Here is a 21,829-nt window from a genome sequence, read left to right on the forward strand (position 1 = left end):
AGTTGCATACCTTGTTGTCTAACCCGCTTTAAAGGTAAGCCAAAAAGACCATCAGCTCAAAAAACACCCAGACTGAAGTGTGAAAATGTGTTTTACATTTTCATGCTAAGACTTTGATGTTTCTGCTTTTACACAAAGTTAGCAAAAGTATGTATTCTCATTTAGATTTCAGAAAAAAGACTAGTGTAATGATTAAAATACATTTTATTGAAATTTTCGGAATAAAAAACTGTATTAACCAAAGAACAATTATGGCACAACTTATTACAATTTAACCCACACTGAGATTAGATGGCCTGGTTGCACTCAGACTGCTGGATTGCAATGTGCATCAGCTCAAATAGCTCGGTCATTGGCGCTTCAATTTTGTCATAGTCTTTTTCTTTCAACAGCGTATCTATTTTTGTGACTGTCTGATAAATATCATGACAATCAAACATGGCCGACGTGCCTTTAAGTGCATGTATAGACCGCGCCAGCCCATCAAAGTCGTGGTATTTAAGCTGGTTTTGTAACTGCACCAGCTGCTCATGCAACCCGGCTATATACTGAGATTTCAGCATGGAAAACTCTTCATCAGGCAGTGCAAGGTCTTCCTCAACAGTGATGTTCAGGTAGTGACTAACCTTCTTGGCAAATTCAGCTCTGTCGATTGGTTTAGCAAGGTGATCTGTAAAGCCAAGCTTGAGATAGCGTTCCACTTCATGGCTCATGGTATTGGCCGTTAAGGCAATGACCGGTGCCGTGCAACCCGTTGCCTGAATAAAATTAAATGCCTGCTCGCCATCCATCACCGGCATCTGAATATCCATGAGGATCAAGTCAAACTCATCGTCCAATACGGCTTGTACAGCCAATTGGCCATTTTCTACTGCCGTCACACTGAGCCCCATTCGTTCAAGAATACGAGTGATAAGACGGCAGTTATCAACATGATCTTCAGCCAACAGTACTTCACCTTTTAACGACTCGGATTCATAACTTTCCGTCTCTGTGTCGGGCTCCTCTGACTGATGAATTTCCGAAAACGTATTCAGCCACTTAGTGCGTTGCGTAGTGTATAAACCTACCGACAAAGTGAAAGCGGTGCCAGAGCCGACTTCACTCTCTACGGTAATGTCTCCATCGAGCTTCTGCGCCAGGCTTTTCGAGATATTTAGTCCAAGGCCGGTTCCACCGTATTTTCTGGTCGTAGACGAGTCGGCCTGATGAAAAGCATTAAACAGCTCCTTCTGCTCAGCAGAGGTCATGCCAATTCCGGTATCCTGAACGCGAACCGACAGGGTTTCCTGCGTGCAACTGACATCGATGGAAATTTTGCCCACCGAAGTAAACTTAAGCGCATTTGAGGTTAGGTTGAGCAGTATCTGTCGCAACCGGGTCGGGTCAATCACAATATAATCTGGCAGTGGAAAATGGTAGTTCAGCTCAAACTCCAAACCTTTGTCTCTGATCTGCTTACCCAGTAAAGACTCTACGTGAGTAATAGATTGAAACAGATTCGCTTCAATGAGCTCCACTTCCAACCGGTTTGCCTCTATCTTAGACATATCGAGAATGTCATTGATCAAACCAAGGACATGGCGAGAATTCTGTAAAATTACCGAGATAGCATGATTGCGCTCATGGGGCTTAATATCCCCCAGCATAATGCCGTCAGCATAGCCAATTATTGATGTCATGGGGGTGCGGATTTCATGACTCATATTCGCCAGGAAGCGGCTTTTCGCTTCACTGGCGTCGCGTAATTCAGAGGCAAGCTGTTCCAATTCATATGTCCGCTTGAGTACCTTTGCTTCGAGATTTTTATTCAGTTCAATGTTTTCTTCATTCGTCAGACGATATTTATCTGCTACGGCGAATGCCAATAGCAAGGCATCCAAGGCAGTGCCTATCAGTCCGATTAAATACAAATTGACCGCGATAGGCGGAAGTAACCCGAGATTGGTGAAGTTTCCGACCATGTTAGGAATGGCCATACACACATAGGCCAATACAAAGTAGCGAGCCGGTTTAAAACCTTCCATCAGACGTAGCACGCCAACATAAAGCCCCATGCACAATGCTGAACCCGTAGCTAATGTGGCCCACAAAAAACCAAATCCTGGGAACAGTATACAAAACGGAGTTCCGATCGCGCCTATTGCGCCAACCCAGAGCGACGCTGTAGACAGTGCAGGGTGTGTTTCTTTGAGCTTAAGCAGTTGATTATAAAACAATACATTGGTTATCGGTGTCAGTGCAAAGCCCAGCCAGTGCAAGTGCGCTGAATAAAAGCCAAACAGCTGATCGGAAACATGAAAGAAATGGCTCCATGCGAACACCCAGGTTGCAGCAAACATTGCATAATACAGATGTGTCATGTCTTTAGAGCCGATATAAATCAGTAAGTTGTACAAACCCAGTACGATACCAACGCTAAAACATAACGACATGAAAAGGTTATCGAAGGTTATCTGACGCTCGAACTCTTTAACCGGGACAAGCTCCAGTTTGATAGGTGTATAGAAATAGTCACTCTCAAACAAAGTTACAATGAAATACCGCTGCTTGGGTAACAAGTGTATTTTATTGCCATAGTGAAAAGGGTATTCATTCGCGTGCATGCCACCGGTAAAAAATCGTTCAACCCCTGTCTGCGAGTAAATCCTCGTTTCCACGTTAGACAATACAGTGTTGTACGGATAGAGCACCAAATCCTGATACCTGGAGTGGTTTTCAATTTCGGTCACTAACCAGTATCGACCAGAAAATAGCGCGCGTTTCGTCTGCTCCGGTTGGCTACGCGCCCATTGTTCAACCTGGGCAAAATTATCCGGGAAACGCGCGTTGTTCTGAGCCGACAGCACCAAACCCTGGTCGTGTAAATTCTGCCCTCGCTGTGTGCCATCAAATACATACACACTGGCGCTTGCGAAACAGGAACACAGGCACAACAGCACCGCACATAATAGTCTTAAACTACCCATTTGAGACCTTAACTTTGACAGCTCAGGGCAAGTGCCCGGCTAAAACCGATACGAAACATCCACCCCAAGGCGTCTCCCCTCTCCCTTAAAGTCTTCCAGCATGCCAAGAAAAGCACTCAAATCGAATTTTAAATGGCTGTATTCTTTATCAAACAGGTTCTTTCCCCATATCCCAACACGCCAGTCTCCTTGTTCAAAGTGCACACTACCACGCCACAAGGTATATCCAGGCTGCATCGCATAGGCACTTTGGTTTTGGTCAAAGTAGTATTCCGATTGATAGTCAAACCCGATGGTTGAAACCAGCTCCCCGCTCCAAAGTGGCAATGAATGCGTAACATCACCATTAATGTTCCACTCTGGAGTAAAGGGCAGACGATTGTCCGTCAGCACATTTCCTACAGGATCAATAAACCTGTCAAAGTTTGCTTCTGGTACATAACCTGCCGCACTTCTGAACGAAAGAGACTCACTAAGCTTGTATTGCATAGCCAGCTCGGCACCGTATATTGTTGAACTACCGACATTTTCAAGAAGCTGTAACGGTGGAGCACCTGGTGTTGTCGAGGCCTGATTCATGAACACCTGCTGCTCGCTGTAATCATAGAAGAACACGGCACCGTTTAACGACAAATTATCTGCGTTATTGTACTTCGCTCCTATCTCATGGGCATAAAGCTCTTCTGAGTCATAGTCAGCCATTCTTGCTTGCTCCTCAGTCGCCAGCAATCCCCCATTGTATCCCCCACTTTTAGTGCCATTGGCCAGACTGTAATACAACATCAGGGATTTTGAGTACTGATAATTCCAGGCAACGCGGCCAGACAGACCATCATCTTTCACTTCACCCGAGACCTGGTAGTAAGGTATGGTCACCCCATCCAACTGGGCAATGTCTAACACCGTATTCAGTCGGGAAATTGAGTCGTACTCAACCGTTTCATCACTGTAGCGCAACCCCACTGTAATGCGATGAGCCTCATTTAGCTGCCACTCATACTGCGCAAACACCGCCGCCGACTTGACGGTAATTTCATTGTCATAAAAAAAAGTATTCGTCAGAGTTGTGTCTAGCAGACCACGCATATCCCGCAGAATATCATTGAAATTATCCTGGTATATGCGCTCTTCCATATGGAACAGGCCCAATGTCAGGTGGTCTCTGTTAAAGATATGGTTGTACCTCAATTCGTTGGAGAGCATTTCATTTTTCAAGCCCAGCTGCCCTTCGCACAGCTTAGCGGGACTACCATCACAGTTGAAAGCGTGACGCCTGTCCAGGCGGTTAAAACCATTTATGTAGGTTAGTTGCTGAATATCAGATAGTTGCCAGTCTCCTTGTACTGTCCAGCCTTTATAAATCGACAAATGTGGTGAGTTATTATTCACGCTGACAGCCCAATAATCACCGCTGCCATCATTGAAACCAAACGCATCAACACATCCTGCGCCTCCCGCTTCGCTCGGGGTACAGCGAACCCCATTGACCGGATCTTTGAAGATACCGATATTGCCCACCGGCTGAACAATTCCATCCCAGTGACCGTATTCAAGTTTGGCATAGAGTGAGAAATCGTCCCACTCAGCTAAGTAACTAAGCCGGGCATCCTGCTGCTTCAGACCCGCTTCGGGAGAAGGCTCAAACAAGTTGTAGCTTGTGTACTCATAATCGGTGTGGTTAAAGGAGAACCGCGCCGCGCTGTGTTCGTTCACCCGCGCATTGTAGGTACCCTGAACGCGACGCCACTCATCGGTACCAATACCCACTTTGATAAAACCATAATTTCCGTCATCTGGACGCTTGGTCCTGACAAGTAAGGCACCACCGGTGCTATTGCGCCCAAACAGAGTGCCTTGTGGTCCTTTAAGTACTTCAATTTGTTCAACATCAAACAAATTGGCGATCTGATTGTTTGCAGAGCCAACAGGTCTGCCGTCAATGTACATAGCAATGGGCGATGTGTTCGCAGTGTTGTAGTCAATTAAGCCCACACCGCGAATGTTCAATGCCGGAGGGGTTCCCTCGGCTGCATTTTGACTGATTTTGAAGTTTGCAACATAGCCACCCACTTCACTGACGTCTTTAATTCCCTGGCGGGTAATGTTGTCGCCATTGAGTGTGGCAATCGAAATACTCACTTCCTCTAGTGTTTGTTTGCGTTTTTGCGCATATACCTCGATGACTTCAATACTATCATTGTTTGCAAAAACACTGACGGGAGAGAAAAAAACTGTACTTAATGAAATTGATATCGCTGAGAGTTTAAACATATCCGTGCTCTTTTTCTGCTTCACGCGTGTGCTTGTTTGAGTATAGTCTAAATGCAAAGACCTCCAACAAAATTGGAGGTCTTTTGTCTATTATATCAATAGTTAGCTGGCAGGACAGCCAGGTTGGTTACCGCACCAGTTAACTGCTCCGAATTAATCTGGCTTAAAGCCATCTTCACCGCTGATATTTTCAGGCAGTCCGCAAATTGTCCGGGAGGTCTGCATACCCGCCATCACCGCCGCTTCAACACATCCGGCATTGACACCCGTACTGATCCAGTCACCTGTCAGGTACAGGTTTTTAAATACTGAGCCATCGGTAGGAAGCCGGTACTGACTGCTATCGACTACGGACAATACATATCGCTCACTGGGATCAACATTAACCCGCCAGTACTGACTGTCAAATCGTTCCTCGCCCTGCGCGATGGAGTCGTCATAGAGCGTGTTCCAGTTGTACTGGCCCGCAGCATTATAGGCATTTGGCCACAACGGCTTCATTTCTGTCGCCAGCTTACTGATAGCATTGCCCTTCACCTTGGCTTTTTGCTCCGCCGGAAAATTATATTCGCTGCTAGGGGGATATTCTGTGCACCCAAATGCACTACAAAAATAAGCGATATTTTTAGGTCCATTTGAGGGCCAATCTTCATGCGGCAGTAAATTAGACATTGCAGCCCAGGTATCAAAAGGCTGTGAAAAGCCACTCAAAATAGGACGCTCTTCACTCGGTGGTGTGTAATTAAACCCAAGTTGTTCATCAGTCTGATTTAGCCAAACCTGAAATGCCTGCGTCGCTACCGTTTTGACTTCGCTGCTTTGTAACCTGAGCCCGTTGTCCAGCGCCAACAACTGCGGGCATAAGTGCTCAAGCCCACCCACAGAGATTCCAAAAATCACCTTATCAAAGTCCCGCCCTCGCTTTAGAGACAATCTTGGCAATGGGGAGCCAAACTCTGCTTCATACAATGTTGGCCAGTTGCTCCAGAAAGATTCGAGGTTCACGTTATGTCGCTGTAATAATGCAGCCTGCGCATCATCTATTTGCTCATAGTTAGGCCGGTCCGGCCAACACGGTAAGCCATTCACATCTACAAGTGGATCATACAGACCATTTTTTAGCTTTACTTGCTGCGTGATAGCTATTTCGTCGACTACGTACTCCCCAGCGACAGATGCAGGTATGAGTTCATCGACCTGGTGGAAGTACTCAAACTTCACACCACGTTTCGCCAGCAACTCATAAATTGGCGAAAAAATAATATCGCCCATACCGGCCTGCATCTTCCACATTACACCGCCACGGTAGCACAACATCAAGCGCAGCATCGCCAGCGAGGCAACCCCCGCTTCAACGTTTCCCTTGTCAAAGTCACCATCCACATAACCAAAAACCAGATCGTAAAAGCCTCTCACGGGTGCCGACTCCACTACATACTTCTCATCGGCGCCATTGCGCTTAAGCCAGGCTTTAAAATCATATTTATTGATTGCTTCAAAGCCATCTGAATGAACATGATCACGAAGCAAGCCAATCAACATTGCAATGGCCAGGTCGGCACAAATATAGAGACGCCGAATGGCTGAGTGATCATCCAGTAAATCTCGTACCTCAGCCCTGAGCCAGCGTTTAAGCTTGCGAACTATGTACCAGGTAACTAACCGGTCACGACTGTTGGACAGGTTTTTATCCGCTGCACGTAGGTTCAATAATTCATGGAGCTGTGTTATCAACAGCCTGGGGGTCGACCAGATCTCCCTAGCCTCATCCTGTGCACTGTCAAAAAAGTCTGTTACCTTATCTTCCAGGCTATCAAATGCTGAGGTTATTTCGCTGGCAAGGTGCTGTAACAGGCCACGGTCTCGTCGTTTTCGGGTTTGCAACCTGATCTCCCGGTGTGCCGCAACCACTTCGTCTTCAAGCCCGTCTATCCACTTATGTAACCAGGCGATGGTCATTTGGATAAGCTGCCAGAAGTGCAAATCCAACGTGCCGTCTGCCGGGTTACCGGGCACCAACGGAAAGTCAACCGGCCAGGTCTCCCATTCGTTGTCAATCAATTCCTGCAACACCACGAAGCTGTGAGGCTTGAGTGCTTGTTCCCAGGTGGCAATAGGCACTGAGCTTGGTCTGTCCAGATTATTGTATACCGTTTCAATAGCCCGAAATGAGTTAATATAAGCACCGAACCATACATGCAAGCCATGTTCTTCAATACGCTCATGAACATCCGGATTACGTCCACTGGCGCCCTTGCCGCCCAGGCGCCAGCCAAGCTGATACACCGTAATATCGTACTCTTGCTGCCAATTATCTTTTTCTGTGAGATAAACGGCTGCGGTCATGGCAGACACACCACCGCCCAGGATTGCAATTTTTTCTTTACTCATAGTGACACCCTACCCCAAATCCGCTCTGACGATTTCATGTGCCCCGTCCTGATCAAAGTCCATGCACAAATAATAAGGCAATTTGGCAAACTGTTCTCCCACAGCAATTCCAAACATGTCTTCCAGGGGATACGCTGCAACCTGATTAATCGTGACTTTATATTCGTCTTTCAAAAAGCCCAGTTTGTGCAACTTCTTTACTTCTGAGGGAGAATGAACAACCGCACTGTATACGCTGTTGGTAGCGAAACCATCCGGAAGTTGCTTAAAGAAAATCTGATCCAGCATAGGGTTAGTAAACCCCGTCAATAGCTGTTTAATAAATTCGCTGCTAATATCAATTTCACTCGCGCTTTCATGAAGTAATTCAGCAACTTCTTTGCTTATTTCTACTGCCTCTTCAAACCAGGTATCATCATCAGCCACTCGGTCGATAGACAGCAATTCGTACCAGGCCATTTTCTTGCTGGGATCATAAGGTTGAAAGGTTTCAAGACTGAGCGAAAAATGATCGGCGTGACGACGATCTGCAGGCATTTCATAACGGCACAGGTACTTGTTATATCCCCAGGTTTCGCGTCCATTGATCAATGCATTGATGTTGTTTACTGTGATAAATGCCGGGTACCAGTATAAGTGCGTCATTCGATTAGTATTTTTGCACACTTCAGCAACCGGCACCCAGATAATGATATCTGTCTCTTGCATATAGCCGTAGTTGCTAAATGGCAGAACCTTCGAGGCGATATTTTCAATGTCAGTGAATGTCAGAAGACAGTGCGAAGATATCGCCTTGTAGCTATTGACTTCATTTGGGACGGAGTTCAATGTAGCATCAAAAAACGCCTGTATTTTCTCAATTTTCCCTTTTAAAAAAAATCCGTACATCATTGCATTAAGCATTCTGCAGGGGGGCTTAGCAATAGGGTTACCCAAGAAATGGCGATAAGGGATAGTCAGTTTTTCAGACATAGAAAACTCCTTTCTATAAAGCGGTGGTAATATGCGACGACAGAAACACAGTGATACCAAGCAAACTTGTTACCTCTGCTCCCATTCGCTATCAGTAACCACCACTTCACAACCTTAGGCTGTACTTCCCTGACCGATAACCGGGGTGTTAAATGCCCGCAATGATTAATGTGACACTAAGTCTAGTTCATCTTTAATACGTCGATAGTTAAATTTAATTTTTGCCAGTTGTTCAACTTCCCCCTGGCACCTTGTCTGATAATGCCCATACGCATCGCTGTCATAATGAGCAGACAAACTGTTCATAAACCCATGCTCATAGCGGGTACGAAAGCACTCAACGTTAGGCTGTTGTTGCAATATTTCCATAACGGGCACAATGTCAAAATGACTTTCCTGATATGGAAAAAAAATATCCACTCTACAACCTGGGTTAAGGTGTAAGAAGTTTCGGATCTGCCCGGGGTAAAATGCGATCAATTTTACAGAGCTTTTCAGCGCAATCGCTGATAAGGCACGCCAGGCGGCAACAGCTCCGGCACTAAAAGCAATGATCAATTCTGGCTGATATGCAAGGATGTCATCCAATACCTTACGCATATATGCATCATGCCCAATCTCATCGGTAAAGGCTTGATAGACTTGGGCTTCGGGTAGGTGTGTTTTCGCCTGGAAAGTGCCGTATGGCGAACTTACTTTGCAATCGCAATCCAAGCTTTGAGCAAAGTCTTCGAGATAGTCGCTATGACCGAATATATCACTGACGATAAGCGTAACCATGGTTGTTTTCTCTTATTTCCAATATAGTTATTATATTAATCGTTACGCCAACCCCCTATCTTAACTGAAAAATGCACCTATTGCAGCGTAACTAAGTTTGCCTGTCCATGTTCTTAATGCGGTGCAAACTGAGCTGGGGCTCCCTAAAATGTAGCAAACCATTACCATTTGTAAAAAAAATTCAGAAACAAATGCTACACCTTGTCTATTCCAGTAAATATTCAGCCAGAATGCCCATTTACTCGGCTTTTTGTCCACTTCTGCTAAACTCAGTAATTAGTTGTGTTGTCGGGGAAATACGTGAAACTTATTTTGCTGTTGTTAACGTGCCTTACTTCATTTTGTTATGCTCACAACATAAACCATGTCATTTCATGGATCACCATAGATTTTCCACCCTACTATATCTATGCAGATAGAGATGCAGGCGAAGGCAGAGATGAGCAGTTAATTTCATTGCTCCATACTCAGCTACACCCTCTGGCCTATCAGCTGCAAGGGTTTCCCGCCAGCCGCGCAATTCACGAGCTGAGCCACAGTGACATGGGGTACTGCATGGTTTCTTTATACAAAACGGCGCAAAGAGCCAAGCACATCACCTATACCAAGCATTATTCCACAGTTGGCTTGTCACCCGGCCTAGCACTGCGTAAAGAAACAGCTCATTCGCTTGGGTTAGATGTTCATCAACCAGCTTCATTGGTTGATTTGGTGCTAAAACATCATCTCACACTGGGCATTGCACAAAGCCGCTCATATGGTGAAAAACTGGACCAGCTTATCGCTCGATTACCGCCCGACCAGATTGTTATCCGTCCCGGGTGGGACACGCTGCAAAGTCTGACAAACATGCTACTCAAAAAACGAGTAGACCTGGTGCTGGGTTACCCAAGTGAGCACTATTACCTGAGCAAACGCCTTGGTACAGACAACCTGACACAAATGCCTCTGGCCGGTATGCCACTTGTTACCAAAGGCTATATTGGCTGCACCAACAATGCTCAGGGTAAACAAGCTGTCAGCCTGTTAGATACAGCTTTAGCCAAACTGACAAAAACACAAGACTATAAGCGCATCATGCTAAAATGGTTACCAGATCACTTAAAACGTCAACTCAGCAAGCACCTCATCTCCGAAACAAATTTACTCAGAAATGAGGTACATATCACAAAAGACCGAAACTAACCTCAAGTTAACGGTTTTTATAGAAATAACTTTCTTTTTCTATCGTGATACTGGCATCTTCCTCGGCTGTCACCACAAAGTTTAGTGGCGTAGCAGTGCCGCGTAAATCGTAACCATCTGCTGTGACAGTGACTGGTACCAGTAGCATTTGTCCAGCTTCAATTCGAATTGTTTCTGGCGCAGATAAACTGGCATGCTCAATCCCACTTATCCCAACCCGATAATGGAGTGTTTGCTGAGTTTTGTTGATAATGCTCAGGGTGTAAGGGTTTTCAACGAGACCCTCGTAGTTCACGCGATATAGCGCATTTCTGTCACGTATCACTGAAGCTTCTATTGGTGTACGATTCATAGCCCAAAACACCATAGTGACCAAAATCATGGCGAATAAAGCAGCATACCCCACCAGCTTGAGCCTGAACGGGTTGGTCTTTTTACCTGAAAGCGTATTTTCACTGGTGTATTTGATAAGCCCGGTCTCATAGCCAAATTTGCTCATAGTCTCATCACAGGCATCAATACACAGTCCGCAGTTAATACATTCGTATTGCAGACCATTTCTGATATCAATACCTGCCGGGCATACCTCAACACATAAATTGCAATCAACACAATCGCCTAATCCCATGGCTTTGTGATCGGCCTTGCGCTTTCTGGGTCCACGGTTTTCTCCTCGTGCGGCATCGTACGACACAACCAAGGTATCTTTATCAAACATCACAGACTGGAAGCGTGAATATGGGCAGGCTACGTTGCACATTTTCTCGCGCAAAAAACCTGCGTTCCCGTAGGTGCAAAATGCAAATAAAGACACCCAAAAACTCACCAGGCCAGACCATTGCAGTGTAAACATCTCGGTATATAAAGATTTAGCTGGTACAAAATAGGCCATAAAAGAGGTCGCTGTGAAAACAGAGATCAGTAACCACACTGCGTGTTTGGCTAACTTTTTGGATACCTTTTTGCTATTCCAGTTGCTTTTATCCAGTTTAATCCTTTGGTTTCGAGTCCCTTCGATCCGATGTTCAACCCAAGTGAACATCAGCATCCAAATCGTTTGCGGGCAAGTGTAGCCACACCACACTCGACCCAGCCAGTTGGTGACAAAAAATAAGCCAAATGCGCCGGCCATAAATACCCAAGCCAAAATCATGAAATCATGCGGTAATAAAGTAACGCCAAAAATACGAAACTGCTGGGAAGCCACATCCAGCAACACAGCCTGCTGACCTTTATAGGGGATCCAGGGAATGGCAATAAATACCAGCATCAGGAACCACCCGAGATAGCGACGAATATGCTGGAAAGGTCCCTTTTGCTCGCGGATATAAATCGGCCCGTCCATCTTGTAGGGCTTAATGATCATATCTTCTTCTTTAATATCGAACTTCATAATACTTGCTTATTTTCAGTGAAACACACTTATCAATTTGCAAGTTTCAGACCAAACTGAAAGTTTTTAACCTATTGTTTTAATTGAATTTTATAAAGAGCAAAAAATACTCACCCGCGATATTTCACGATTCAACGCTAAATATCGCGCCCTCTCTGTATATTGAGCTTCTTCATCTTTGACCTCAAAGTGCTTTCTGGCATACCAAGCAGTGCTGCAGCGCCCTGCGCCCCTGCAACCCGCCACTGACACAGTTCAAGCACCGCTAGAATGTGTTCTCTCTGGGCATGAGCAAGTGACAAGTCCTGAGACACTGTCGCCTCCCCAATATTCGCGGCCAGCGCCTGAGTGAGATGCAGGGTTCTGCCACTGGCTAAAATGGCTTCACGCTCGAGAATGTTTTGCAGTTCCCGGATATTCCCGGGCCAGTCGTAAGCCTGTAGTTTCGCCAAAGATGATTTAGCAATACCCCGTAATTGTTTACCCAGTCGGGCATTGAGTCGGGACAACATATTGGCACATAATAAAGGAATATCTTCCAGGCGCTCCCGGAGCGCCGGCACTTTGATTGGAAAAACGTTCAGGCGGTAGTACAGATCCATTCTGAACTCACCCTTTTCAACCATCTGCCACAAATCGCGGTTGGTGGCAGCAATTACGCGAATATCAACCGAAATGGTTTTGCTCCCTCCGACACGTTCAAACTCTTGTTCCTGCAACACTCTCAGTAACTTGCTTTGCGCCTCCAAAGGCAGTTCACCTATTTCATCTAAGAATAACGTACCCTGATGAGCCAACTCAAAGCGCCCTTTACGTCTTTCATTGGCGCCCGTAAACGCGCCTTTCTCATGACCGAATAATTCAGACTCTAATAAACTCGGCGAAAAGGCAGCACAGTTAACTCGTACAAACGGCTGGGTGCAGCGTAAACTCAGGCGATGCAGGTTGCGCGCAACCAGCTCTTTACCAGTGCCGTTCTCACCCAGGATCAGCACGGTACTGTCGGTCTGGCTGACCAGCTTAATTTGTTCCAGCATGGCCTGAAAAATATGGCTCTGACCGACCAGCCCGGAATCCTGCCAGTCTTCGTTAATTTCTGCCAGCAGGTAACTATTTTCTTCTTTCAACTGCTCAGAGAGCGTCTGGACCTGTTCAAGCGCATCCCGCAGTGCCTGCTCAGCTTCTACTTGCTTAGATATATCGTGAAATATCGCGACCGCTCCAACGATCTGTTCATCTTTGAATACTGGCGTAGAGGTATACTCCACCGCAAAACAGCTGCCATCTTTACGCCAGAATACTTCATCAGTGACATGACGAGTTTGCCCGTCGAACATAGTCCGATAGATCTGACAATGATCAGCGGGATATGGTGTGCCATCTGCATAACTATGATGGTGATACTGGTGGATTTTCTTGCCAAGTAAATCTTCTGCAGACCAGCCGGTCATTTTTTCCGCGGCCGGGTTAATGAAGACAGCATTGCCTGACAAATCAAAGCCATAAATCCCCTCGCCAACTGCATTAAGTAGCAATCGGGGATCATTTAAAAATTGTGCAATTACAGAAGACATAGATTACCTCGTGATATTTCACGAGATAATCTATCATGACTGTGGCCCAAGACAAACTACATCCTAGGTCTTAAACAAAGAAAGCGCCTGTGCATCGAAGTTAGTAAGATTCGGAAATAAGTCTGTCAGTTCACTGTCTGCAAGACCAAACCAACGAGCAAGTGGCGCAAAATATTGCTCATTACTGTAAGCCGGGATCAGCCGTCCACCGCCAACATCGTCAGAACCTTCCAGTTGCTGCGCCATCATTGCACCATGGATATCACCCCCTTTAACCGCACCACCCAGTACCAGCTGGTTACCCGCCCAGCCATGGTCAGTGCCATCACCGTTCGAGGTCAGAGTGCGACCAAAGTCAGACATAGTAAATGTGCTTACCTGATCGGACAGTCCCAGCTCTGCCAGTGCGCCTTGAAAATCTCCCAGGCTGTTTGCCAACGCGCCCAGTAACGCCGGATGAGCTGACTCCTGATCGTCATGAGTATCAAAGCCACCCATAGACACAAAGAAGATTTGTCGCTTCACACCAAGCTGTGACTGAATACTGATGGTTTTAGCCACCGCTGCTAACTGTGCCGAGAGGCTTGATTCGCCAAACTCAGTGGTTAATGTTGGTGCTTGTTCAAGCAAGGCATTCATGTACAAGGTATGTTCAATAGACCCGTTTAATCTGCTGGCATAAGCCGATGTCAACGGGTGAGAAGCCTGGCTAAACAAAGTTTGCATAACGCGCCGCACATGCTCAACTCTAGGTTCATAGCCACTCAGAGCATTAATTTTACTGACCCCGTTTTTGCTCAAGGCAAATGCACTGGTGCTAGTGCCGGTTTGCCAGGGGTTTGCCCCATCTATAGTAATGTTACTGCCAAATACGCTGCCCTGCTCCAGGCGTTCTAACAGTCTTGCTCCCCAACCGGTATTCAGCGTTTGCTTTTCCTGGCCATGCATCCAGGTTGCCTGCTGATCATTGTGGGAAAACAAATGCTGGGGTAAAGGTACGCTTTTGGCCTGGAACTCTGCCAAAGAGGTTGGCGCTATCAAAGTACCCACTCCACCAACAAACGCCAGGCTATGCTGATCAAAATAGGATTGTAAGGGCGCCATAGCCGGATGCAGACCAACCCCACCGTCAAATTCGCTGACAGTGGAGAGCGCAATCGCATCTTGCACAGCGAGGTTTTGGCGGCTTGCTTCGTACCAGCGACGTTGCTCGCCAGTCAGTGGTACCAGCATATTCATGGAATCATTTCCACCATACAGATACACACATACCAGCGCTTTGTAGTCGGCAAAACTGCGCTGTTCAACACTGCCTGACAGGGCCTGAAGCTGTAAACTGGTTAATGCTGCCGCTGACATGCCGCCCTTCAGGCATAATGATAAGAAGTCTCTTCTGCTTTTGTTCATCATGCTTGGCTCCTAATACTGCACGTTAAAATCGGGTGATAATGACACCATAAATAGCAGTTGTCCGACTCTGTCTGCCGCGCTCTTATTAGCAAAATACTCGTCCAGTGCGACAAACGCATCCCGGCTTGCCTGTGACATATTGCCTGCAAAGTACAATAAGTTATATCTGTCGAGTAACGCATTGAGACCACTGGTTTCGAGCAAACTGATGTCACTGTGGCCGTATAAGTAGATTGTTGATGGGTTTAAGCTATCGTGACGTTCTGCCATACGCCAGATAAGATCGCTGTATTGCTGGTTTAAAGTACCGATCATTGCAGCATCATTGGCTATCTGGAGCTCTGGGGCAAACAACCCCTGCGCGCTGAGCTCTGACGGCTGATGATCTGGTCTGAAGAAATTGAATACCGAAGGCGATAGCATAGGCCCTTGGCCATATCTGTCATCCAGATTCCAGGTAAAGTAGTTACCTTCCTCGCTGTGTGCGTTCAATGTACGCCACAACTGAACCCCTTTTAACAGTGGCTCTTTGACTTTACCCTGATAGGTCAGCACAGAGCCGTAGTGGCGCGCCTCATCATCAAGGTAGATAGCACGGACCACGGCACTCAAATCTCCGCGTACGCCACTGCCATTGTCATTGAAAACCGCTGCTACCCGCTCAACGTATTGTGGAGTCGGATTAGAGGTAATTAAACGCTGAATCAGTTGTTTACTAATAAACGGACCCACATTGGTGTGATTAAACAGGTTGTCCAAAGCGAGCTGCATGGAGTCTTCTGGCCCGACCCCGGCCGGGACCACTGTCCCATTGAGCAAGGTCTTTTCAAATTCGGAGTGATAGTCGGGAAAGGCCTGCATAGGCAGACTGAAATTGCGGCTCGGACGATCCCAGCGCGCCGAATAGGCAAACGTCCAGCCGGTAAAGACACGTGCAAATCCGGTTATCTCCTGCTGGGAATAAGTCGCGATTGGCTGACCATTGTCATCTCGCATGATACTGCCGTCCTGATTAAGCATGTCCAGTCCAATGGTAAACAACTGCATAACCTCTCGTGCATAATTCTCGTCGGGCCGTATGTTACGCTCAGGATCCGCTTTCTCATTACCAAGATGGCTGAGGTAAGTGCCCATCACAGGCGATAAAGTCACAGCCTCCAATAGTACACGATAATTGCCAAATGCATGTTCAAGCAAGAGATCATAATATGCCAGCATGCCCTCCGGCTCGCCTTTAAGTGCATTGTTTGCATCCGAGACGACAAATATTTCACTTAAGGCAAAGGCCACCCGTTGCCTCAGTTGGTCTTCTGCATTCAGAGTAGCTTTCCACCAGGCGTCAATCCGGTTTATCTGATAAGGCGTATCTCTGTCTGGGTAATTCTCTAGTAACACAGAGTGATAGGTCGCAGGGAGTGCCATTTGCGCGTCCAGCCATTGCGTTTCACTGATACCCGTCGCTGCATTCACTTCTACAAGTGTTGGCCCCATGGTACCCTGATGTAAAAGCGTTGCAGCCTGGGTGGCTGACATCGCATTGCTGGCTAGTATATCAATGTTTGTGGTTGTTTCTGCACCCTGAGGATCCGTCACTGTGACAGAAAACTGATAGCTATCCGCTGCGGCCTGATAAGTCTCAGGCAAAGTCACAGTCAGAGTTGGTCCGGTGACATCGCCCAATTCCACTTTGGGCCCACTTAGCTGTCGCCAGAAGTAATTAAAAGCAGTGTCTTCGGGATCTGCCACGTTTGCAGACAAGGTCAACGGTGCCCCTTTTATCACCTCAGGCTGAGCGATATCGACGACCACTTCGGGCGGGGTATTTTGCAGCTCGGGTGTCTCATCACCCGCTTGCGGATCGGTATCGTCCCCCTGTTCCGGTGAAGGCTCTGTCGTACTACCGCCAGATTGCTGAGATGTCTGCGTATCCTTTGATGTATTTGATGAGGTGTTATTCGGGGCTGGACTGCTTTCAGACGAGCCACCACAGGCAACCAGCGTGGTCAGACAAAAAGCCACGAGAGTCAGGTGAGTATTCATAATTGCATTACCCGCAACAGTATTTAATACTTTTATAACAGACATGCCTTATAAAACATATACTAAATTACTATTAATCTCGAAACGCTTTCATACTCATCTGGAAGTGCTTTTTGAATTGCCTTGCCAGCGCCTGAGGGTCCTGATAACCAACCTGATAAGCGATCTGCGCCTGTGACAAGTTAGAGCTGGCCAGCAAGTGTCTTGATTTCTCCAGCCGAACCAGCCGAACATAGTCCATGGGTGTCATGCCCACATGCAGCTTAAAGCGCCGGATTAAGGTACGCTCAGACATATATGCAAACTCTGCCAGACGCTTCAGGCTCAGTGCTTCTGCAAGATTATTGTCTATCAGAGACTGTACTGCTCTTATCTGCTCATCGCTGTGATCCTGCAATACACTCAGCCGGATAAATTGGTTTTGACTTGATGATTTCTGTGGAATGGCCAGCCAGGACGCAACTTGCTCCGCTACTTCTTTTCCGACCCTATCACAGACAAACGTGAGGATTAGGTGCAGATAGCTGTGCGCAGCCCCTGCGGTGTACACTTCATTACTGCGCAAAACAGTCTCATCTGCTTTAAAGTCAATATGCGGGAAATACTTGGCAAAAAACGGCGCAAGCCACCAACTCGCGGTGATCTTATGTTGATCGAGCAGCCCTGTAGCGCCAAGATAGGCCACTCCGCAGCAGCCTGCCAAATGATAACGACACGTTTTGAGCGTATCGCTAACCTCACTCAGCGCTTGGTTTACCTCTTTACACTGCTGCCACAAAGTAGCATCACTACTGTACTGAGCACCGACCCAGACTAGCACGTCGTAACCTTTAAGTTCACCTAACATGCTATCACACTGAATGGTTAACCCCTGACTACTGACAACTTGAAGTTCTTTGCTCAATGCCGCAATTTTCCAGCTAAAAAATTGCCTGCCCATTACCTGGTTAGCCACGTTAAAGATGTCGATTACACCAGTTAATGCACTGGCGAATACTTTCGGAGGGCACAAAAGTATAACCTTCATGTCAGTTTCAACCTGAAATTAGTCAATATTGACACAGCAAGTTAACGCTTGCCTCAGATAAAGTAAAGTCAGTTTTAATTGTAGAAGGAACAACCCTATGTGGATCCATATCCCTATTTTCTTTTTAGTATTGCTCTATACCTTTTTGTGGCTAACAACTGCCGGGCTGCGCATTCGTGCCGTTTATCAGCGCAAGATTTCTCTGGCCGACATTCGTTTTGTGAGTAAAGAAAGTTTCCCTGAACGGATCCGGCTATTGACCAACAGCTATGACAACCAGTTCCAATTACCACTGTTGTTTATGTGTCTGTTGCTTCTGCTGCATATTCAGGGAGTTCAGAGCCAACTCTGGTATATGTTCAGCACTGTATTTGTTGCCGCACGTTACTGGCACTGCTATGAGCATATACTTGGCCACAACCTGAGAATGCGCACACTCGCCTTTGCCCTTGGCAGTATCACCTTATTTGTCGCCTGGTTCACACATCTGTGGCAATCGCTATAAATAAGCCTCTGTTTTATAGCTAGTAAAACAACAACAATGCCATTATGATCTGAGTCGATTAAACAGCCACAAATTCGCTTATGTGGCTGACATTGTCTCCATTCATTCGGGAATGTACTTAGTGGCTAATTTTGCAACTCACTTCAAAGCAGCAGTGGTAGTTAGTGCCGCCGCATCATCCGTTATATTGGCAACCAACCTTGCTGACATGAGCGATATACTGCTGTTATTTATATTAGGTGCGCTGGCCGGGCTGCTGCCGGATCTCGATGCCGACAAATCACGCTCGTTAAGTAGTTTGTTTTCTATATTTGCACTGTGCGCGGCCATTGGTCTGCCACTGGCCATCGAGTTTCACTCTCTGACTACCATCTGGTTATCTGGGCTGGGCGTATATCTGCTCATCATGTACGGCCTGAAGCCCGTATTTGAAAGCTACACCATTCACCGCGGCGCAAGTCACTCGTTACTGTCTGTAATAATGTTTACCTTGATCGCAGTGAACATTTCCTTGTATCTAGATAAGGCGCTGTCTTTTGCACTGCTTTGCGGTGTAATGGTCACCTTAGGCATGCTGACCCACCTGATTCTGGATGAATGTTACGCAGTAGACATCAATAACAATGAACTGAAAGCCTCCTTTGGTAGCGCGCTTAAACCAGTTGCAATCAGTGCACCATTAGCATCTACTTTTCAGTTAGGTGTGGTGCTGCTGAGCGGCTATTTCCTGCTTCCGCATTATGAAAACATACCGGAAGTTATCCAGCACTGGCAAAACAGACTAGCTAATTTGCCTTTGTTACCAGATATGAACACTCTAAAACAGTTTTCACCAATGAGTTCAGCGGTCCAATAACAGCTGAACTCCGTGGTTATTAACGTTTTACTGGCAACTATAACTAGGCGCAATGCCCTTGACGACTTCCCACTTTGCGGTGAGTAATGAAGCCGGGCCGTTGCTGTCGTGAGACAGCTCCCAGTTCATGATCCCACCTGCATTGAGCGTTGCATACTCCGTTTTGGCACGGATGGTTGGGATACCATTGTAGTAGCTGCTGCCATCCGTATCCCGACAGGCATTGGCCGGATTTTCCTGTACCAATGTTCGATATGCCTTCCAGGTCGGGCGCGCATAAAAAGGCACTCCTAACACTGTTTTTTCCTTACTCAATCCACGACTTTGCCAATACGCAATGGAATCTTTGGCATATTGCATAGATGCATGATTACCATTATTTGCATCGTAGGCCATCAGGTTCAGAAAATCTATATCCTGAAAAACCGACTCCAGTACGCCACCTCCAGTGTAGCCCAACGCCACAACCGCAGCGGTCAGAAATTTACCACGAGCTCGCAACTCTAAGCTCAGTTCTTTCATTAACAACGCGTAGTTATTAGCCGAGGTGCCAGGATCCGGGTATTCCCAGTCCATATCTACACCATCGAGGTTATGCCGCTCTACAAAATTCATCACTTCACGTACAAACGTCGCGCGACCTTGTGCTGACGCCGCAAAGGTCTCAAATGCGCTGTCATCCCCACCATTCCAGCCACCAATAGCGATACCAACTTTTACCTTGTTTGCATGAGCAGAATTTACCAGCGCTGTCATTTTACTCAAATTTTCGAGCGGCTGAAGTGTGCCATCCGCATTCGGTAACAAGAAGGAGTAATTGATATGCGTTAGTTTATCAAACTGAATGTCGTTGACGGCGCCCTGCCAGCTTGGAAAGTAGCCAACTATTTTGAAGCTGGGGTCGCCCGGTGGCAAGTCGTCCGCAATGACAGTAAAGTTCACAGCGCTGGATTCTCCTCTGCCACCTGCGGCATCGACTGCAAATACTTGTAACTGACGACTACCTAATCCTTGCGCTTGCCAGGACACGGAGTACGGTGCCGTATTGTCTGTCGCTACCAGCGTTCCATCAATATAGAACTCAGCCCGCTCAATGGCAACATTTTGCGGATGTGAAACAGATGCTGTCAGATCAATAGGTGTCCCAATAATAATGCTTGCATTGTTGCTCGGTGAGGTCACGGTGACTTGAGGCGTCGGATCTGTCGCATCACAGGTGCCATCTTTGTTCCACACAGCATAAGTAGTTGAGTTATTCGCTGGGTTTTGATTCTGAGTCCACCATTTTGCAGTATAACTCACAGACTGATAAGTCACTGAGTCCCCTTTGATATACACATTCTGAGCTTGCCATTGTTCTAAGCTACTACAGTCCACCGCAAGCGCGACTTCCATTGCACCAAGCAATGGCAACGCCATTAATAAGTTTCTATATTTCATTACCTTTTCCATGTTGTATTTGTCGGCAAATGCAGGCCGAGCCGACGTTCTCAATAGTTGATGACCTGCCCGTTCAGCGTAACAGAGCGAGTAAAATTCATACAGACAGTGTATTCTACGACCTTAGTCTTATACTGAGTGGCAAAGTCGTGCTGTAACTTTAAGATAAAATGAGCCTGGAATTGACTCTGCACCCAGTGTGGTTATACCCGAAGAGCAGCGTTAAGATCCGGATTTACATTATTCTTACTTAGATAAGAGCAAAGGAAATAAAACATGACTAAGAAAAATGAGTTTTTGGCACAACACGAAGTAACGATTAAAAAAGAGGTTGGAGAAACGCTGAATGGTATAAATGACGTTTTACAGGAACACGGCTATTTTCATGGCCGCCCTACATTTGATAGCGAAGTGCCCTACGGAGTGGCCAGACATGTAATGGAGGTTGTTCAAGAGAAGCTACAAACTGCTGGCTGGACTTATGAACAAAACAATAAAATAGGCTCAAGGACTTTTGAAATCTACGTTTATTAAAAGCAAAAATTAATCGGATATCGACTGAAACACATTTGGAAGTTTGAAAAAGGTTGCTAAGTTGTACCAATTTGCTTAATTAAGTGTTCTATTTTGAGGCGAGAAAATATCGTCGATAATCAGAAAAAAATTTTGCTATTTAGTTGTTCTAAATAAGAAATTTTTAAAATAGTTAGCGTCATATTTGCTCCTTCAAATTGACCAGATATTAAGTAAAATTGGTCTTACAACGTGTACTTTTTGGATCTACCTCGTCATGACTCTGTAACAGGTTTCACATCCAGAGCAAGATGGCTGTCGTAAGATTGAGCATCTTTATGGCATTCACGTTAGCAGCTAATAAATTGATATGTGTCCAAACGCAAAAAAGCCCGACTCTCTCGAATCGGGCTTTTGTCGTGCAAAGTCGAGCTTTAGCTCGGCCTTTGCGCAAGGTGAAATGAACCATTTTAGAGAACGCAGACCTATTCCACCATCCAACC

At 46.3% G+C, this 21,829-nt stretch carries 15 protein-coding genes; 4 read left to right on the forward strand and 11 right to left on the reverse strand.

Features of this window, described 5'->3' with window-relative positions:
• Positions 1-287: 287 nt before the first annotated feature.
• The 5 genes from MHN33_RS08995 to MHN33_RS09015 all read right to left on the reverse strand — a co-directional run bounded on the left by MHN33_RS08995 (position 288) and on the right by MHN33_RS09015 (position 9,383).
• Positions 288-2,969 (reverse strand): ATP-binding protein, encoded by a 2,682-nt coding sequence (locus MHN33_RS08995; RefSeq protein ID WP_239397643.1) that lies wholly within the window; start codon positions 2,967-2,969, stop codon positions 288-290.
• A gap of 39 nt (positions 2,970-3,008) precedes the next feature.
• Positions 3,009-5,240, reverse strand: a complete 2,232-nt coding sequence (locus tag MHN33_RS09000; RefSeq protein WP_239397644.1) for a TonB-dependent receptor — start codon at positions 5,238-5,240, stop codon at positions 3,009-3,011.
• A 153-nt stretch (positions 5,241-5,393) separates the two neighbouring features.
• Positions 5,394-7,631 carry an NAD(P)-binding protein gene (locus tag MHN33_RS09005; RefSeq protein WP_239397645.1) on the reverse strand — a complete coding sequence of 746 codons (2,238 nt, stop codon included), beginning with the start codon at positions 7,629-7,631 and terminating at the stop codon, positions 5,394-5,396.
• A gap of 9 nt (positions 7,632-7,640) precedes the next feature.
• The gene (locus MHN33_RS09010) at positions 7,641-8,603 is read right to left on the reverse strand and encodes an acetoacetate decarboxylase family protein (RefSeq protein WP_239397646.1); all 963 of its coding nucleotides are present in this window, start codon (positions 8,601-8,603) and stop codon (positions 7,641-7,643) included.
• A gap of 165 nt (positions 8,604-8,768) precedes the next feature.
• Positions 8,769-9,383 carry a hypothetical protein gene (locus MHN33_RS09015; RefSeq protein WP_239397647.1) on the reverse strand — a complete coding sequence of 205 codons (615 nt, stop codon included), beginning with the start codon at positions 9,381-9,383 and terminating at the stop codon, positions 8,769-8,771.
• Positions 9,384-9,683: 300 nt separating this feature from the next.
• Between MHN33_RS09015 and MHN33_RS09020 the strand changes: the two genes are divergently transcribed.
• The gene (locus tag MHN33_RS09020; RefSeq protein ID WP_239397648.1) at positions 9,684-10,568 is read left to right on the forward strand and encodes a transporter substrate-binding domain-containing protein; all 885 of its coding nucleotides are present in this window, start codon (positions 9,684-9,686) and stop codon (positions 10,566-10,568) included.
• 7 nt (positions 10,569-10,575) lie between these two features.
• Here MHN33_RS09020 and ccoG read toward each other — a convergent pair whose 3' ends face one another.
• The 5 genes from ccoG to MHN33_RS09045 form a co-directional block, all read right to left on the reverse strand.
• On the reverse strand, positions 10,576-11,961 hold the full coding sequence (ccoG, locus tag MHN33_RS09025) for a cytochrome c oxidase accessory protein CcoG (protein ID WP_239397649.1): 1,386 nt from the start codon (positions 11,959-11,961) through the stop codon (positions 10,576-10,578).
• A gap of 137 nt (positions 11,962-12,098) precedes the next feature.
• Positions 12,099-13,535 (reverse strand): sigma 54-interacting transcriptional regulator, encoded by a 1,437-nt coding sequence (locus MHN33_RS09030; RefSeq protein WP_239397650.1) that lies wholly within the window; start codon positions 13,533-13,535, stop codon positions 12,099-12,101.
• Between the two features lie 63 nt (positions 13,536-13,598).
• Entirely contained in the window at positions 13,599-14,942 is a 1,344-nt protein-coding gene (locus MHN33_RS09035) for a DUF1501 domain-containing protein (protein WP_239397664.1), read from the reverse strand.
• Positions 14,943-14,954: 12 nt separating this feature from the next.
• On the reverse strand, positions 14,955-16,985 hold the full coding sequence (locus MHN33_RS09040) for a DUF1800 family protein (protein WP_239397651.1): 2,031 nt from the start codon (positions 16,983-16,985) through the stop codon (positions 14,955-14,957).
• 73 nt (positions 16,986-17,058) lie between these two features.
• Entirely contained in the window at positions 17,059-18,012 is a 954-nt protein-coding gene (locus MHN33_RS09045; RefSeq protein WP_239397652.1) for a helix-turn-helix domain-containing protein, read from the reverse strand.
• A gap of 97 nt (positions 18,013-18,109) precedes the next feature.
• On the opposite strand from MHN33_RS09045, the gene MHN33_RS09050 reads away from it, so the two are divergent.
• Positions 18,110-18,517: an MAPEG family protein gene (locus tag MHN33_RS09050; protein WP_239397653.1), complete on the forward strand. Its 408-nt coding sequence runs from the start codon at positions 18,110-18,112 to the stop codon at positions 18,515-18,517.
• A gap of 121 nt (positions 18,518-18,638) precedes the next feature.
• On the forward strand, positions 18,639-19,373 hold the full coding sequence (locus tag MHN33_RS09055) for a metal-dependent hydrolase (protein ID WP_239397654.1): 735 nt from the start codon (positions 18,639-18,641) through the stop codon (positions 19,371-19,373).
• Positions 19,374-19,400: 27 nt separating this feature from the next.
• Here MHN33_RS09055 and MHN33_RS09060 read toward each other — a convergent pair whose 3' ends face one another.
• Positions 19,401-20,813 (reverse strand): glycosyl hydrolase family 18 protein, encoded by a 1,413-nt coding sequence (locus MHN33_RS09060; RefSeq protein WP_239397655.1) that lies wholly within the window; start codon positions 20,811-20,813, stop codon positions 19,401-19,403.
• A 276-nt stretch (positions 20,814-21,089) separates the two neighbouring features.
• On the opposite strand from MHN33_RS09060, the gene MHN33_RS09065 reads away from it, so the two are divergent.
• A complete protein-coding gene (locus tag MHN33_RS09065) occupies positions 21,090-21,347 on the forward strand; it encodes a hypothetical protein (RefSeq protein WP_239397656.1) in 258 nt (85 codons plus the stop codon).
• Positions 21,348-21,829 lie beyond the last annotated feature (482 nt).

This window comes from Pseudoalteromonas sp. OOF1S-7 (assembly GCF_022347765.1).
In the GTDB taxonomy this organism is placed as follows: Bacteria; Pseudomonadota; Gammaproteobacteria; order Enterobacterales; family Alteromonadaceae; genus Pseudoalteromonas.

What these genes read in the sequence shown, in the direction of transcription:
- MHN33_RS09065 (WP_239397656.1), top strand. Translation starts at nt 21,090, where the DNA reads ATGACTAAGAAAAATGAGTTTTTGGCACAACACGAAGTAACGATTAAA.
- MHN33_RS09045 (WP_239397652.1), bottom strand. Translation starts at nt 18,012, where the DNA reads ATGAAGGTTATACTTTTGTGCCCTCCGAAAGTATTCGCCAGTGCATTA.
- MHN33_RS08995 (WP_239397643.1), bottom strand. Translation starts at nt 2,969, where the DNA reads ATGGGTAGTTTAAGACTATTATGTGCGGTGCTGTTGTGCCTGTGTTCC.
- MHN33_RS09030 (WP_239397650.1), bottom strand. Translation starts at nt 13,535, where the DNA reads ATGTCTTCTGTAATTGCACAATTTTTAAATGATCCCCGATTGCTACTT.
- MHN33_RS09060 (WP_239397655.1), bottom strand. Translation starts at nt 20,813, where the DNA reads ATGAAATATAGAAACTTATTAATGGCGTTGCCATTGCTTGGTGCAATG.
- MHN33_RS09000 (WP_239397644.1), bottom strand. Translation starts at nt 5,240, where the DNA reads ATGTTTAAACTCTCAGCGATATCAATTTCATTAAGTACAGTTTTTTTC.
- ccoG (WP_239397649.1), bottom strand. Translation starts at nt 11,961, where the DNA reads ATGAAGTTCGATATTAAAGAAGAAGATATGATCATTAAGCCCTACAAG.
- MHN33_RS09050 (WP_239397653.1), top strand. Translation starts at nt 18,110, where the DNA reads ATGTGGATCCATATCCCTATTTTCTTTTTAGTATTGCTCTATACCTTT.
- MHN33_RS09015 (WP_239397647.1), bottom strand. Translation starts at nt 9,383, where the DNA reads ATGGTTACGCTTATCGTCAGTGATATATTCGGTCATAGCGACTATCTC.
- MHN33_RS09035 (WP_239397664.1), bottom strand. Translation starts at nt 14,942, where the DNA reads ATGAACAAAAGCAGAAGAGACTTCTTATCATTATGCCTGAAGGGCGGC.
- MHN33_RS09005 (WP_239397645.1), bottom strand. Translation starts at nt 7,631, where the DNA reads ATGAGTAAAGAAAAAATTGCAATCCTGGGCGGTGGTGTGTCTGCCATG.
- MHN33_RS09010 (WP_239397646.1), bottom strand. Translation starts at nt 8,603, where the DNA reads ATGTCTGAAAAACTGACTATCCCTTATCGCCATTTCTTGGGTAACCCT.
- MHN33_RS09040 (WP_239397651.1), bottom strand. Translation starts at nt 16,985, where the DNA reads ATGAATACTCACCTGACTCTCGTGGCTTTTTGTCTGACCACGCTGGTT.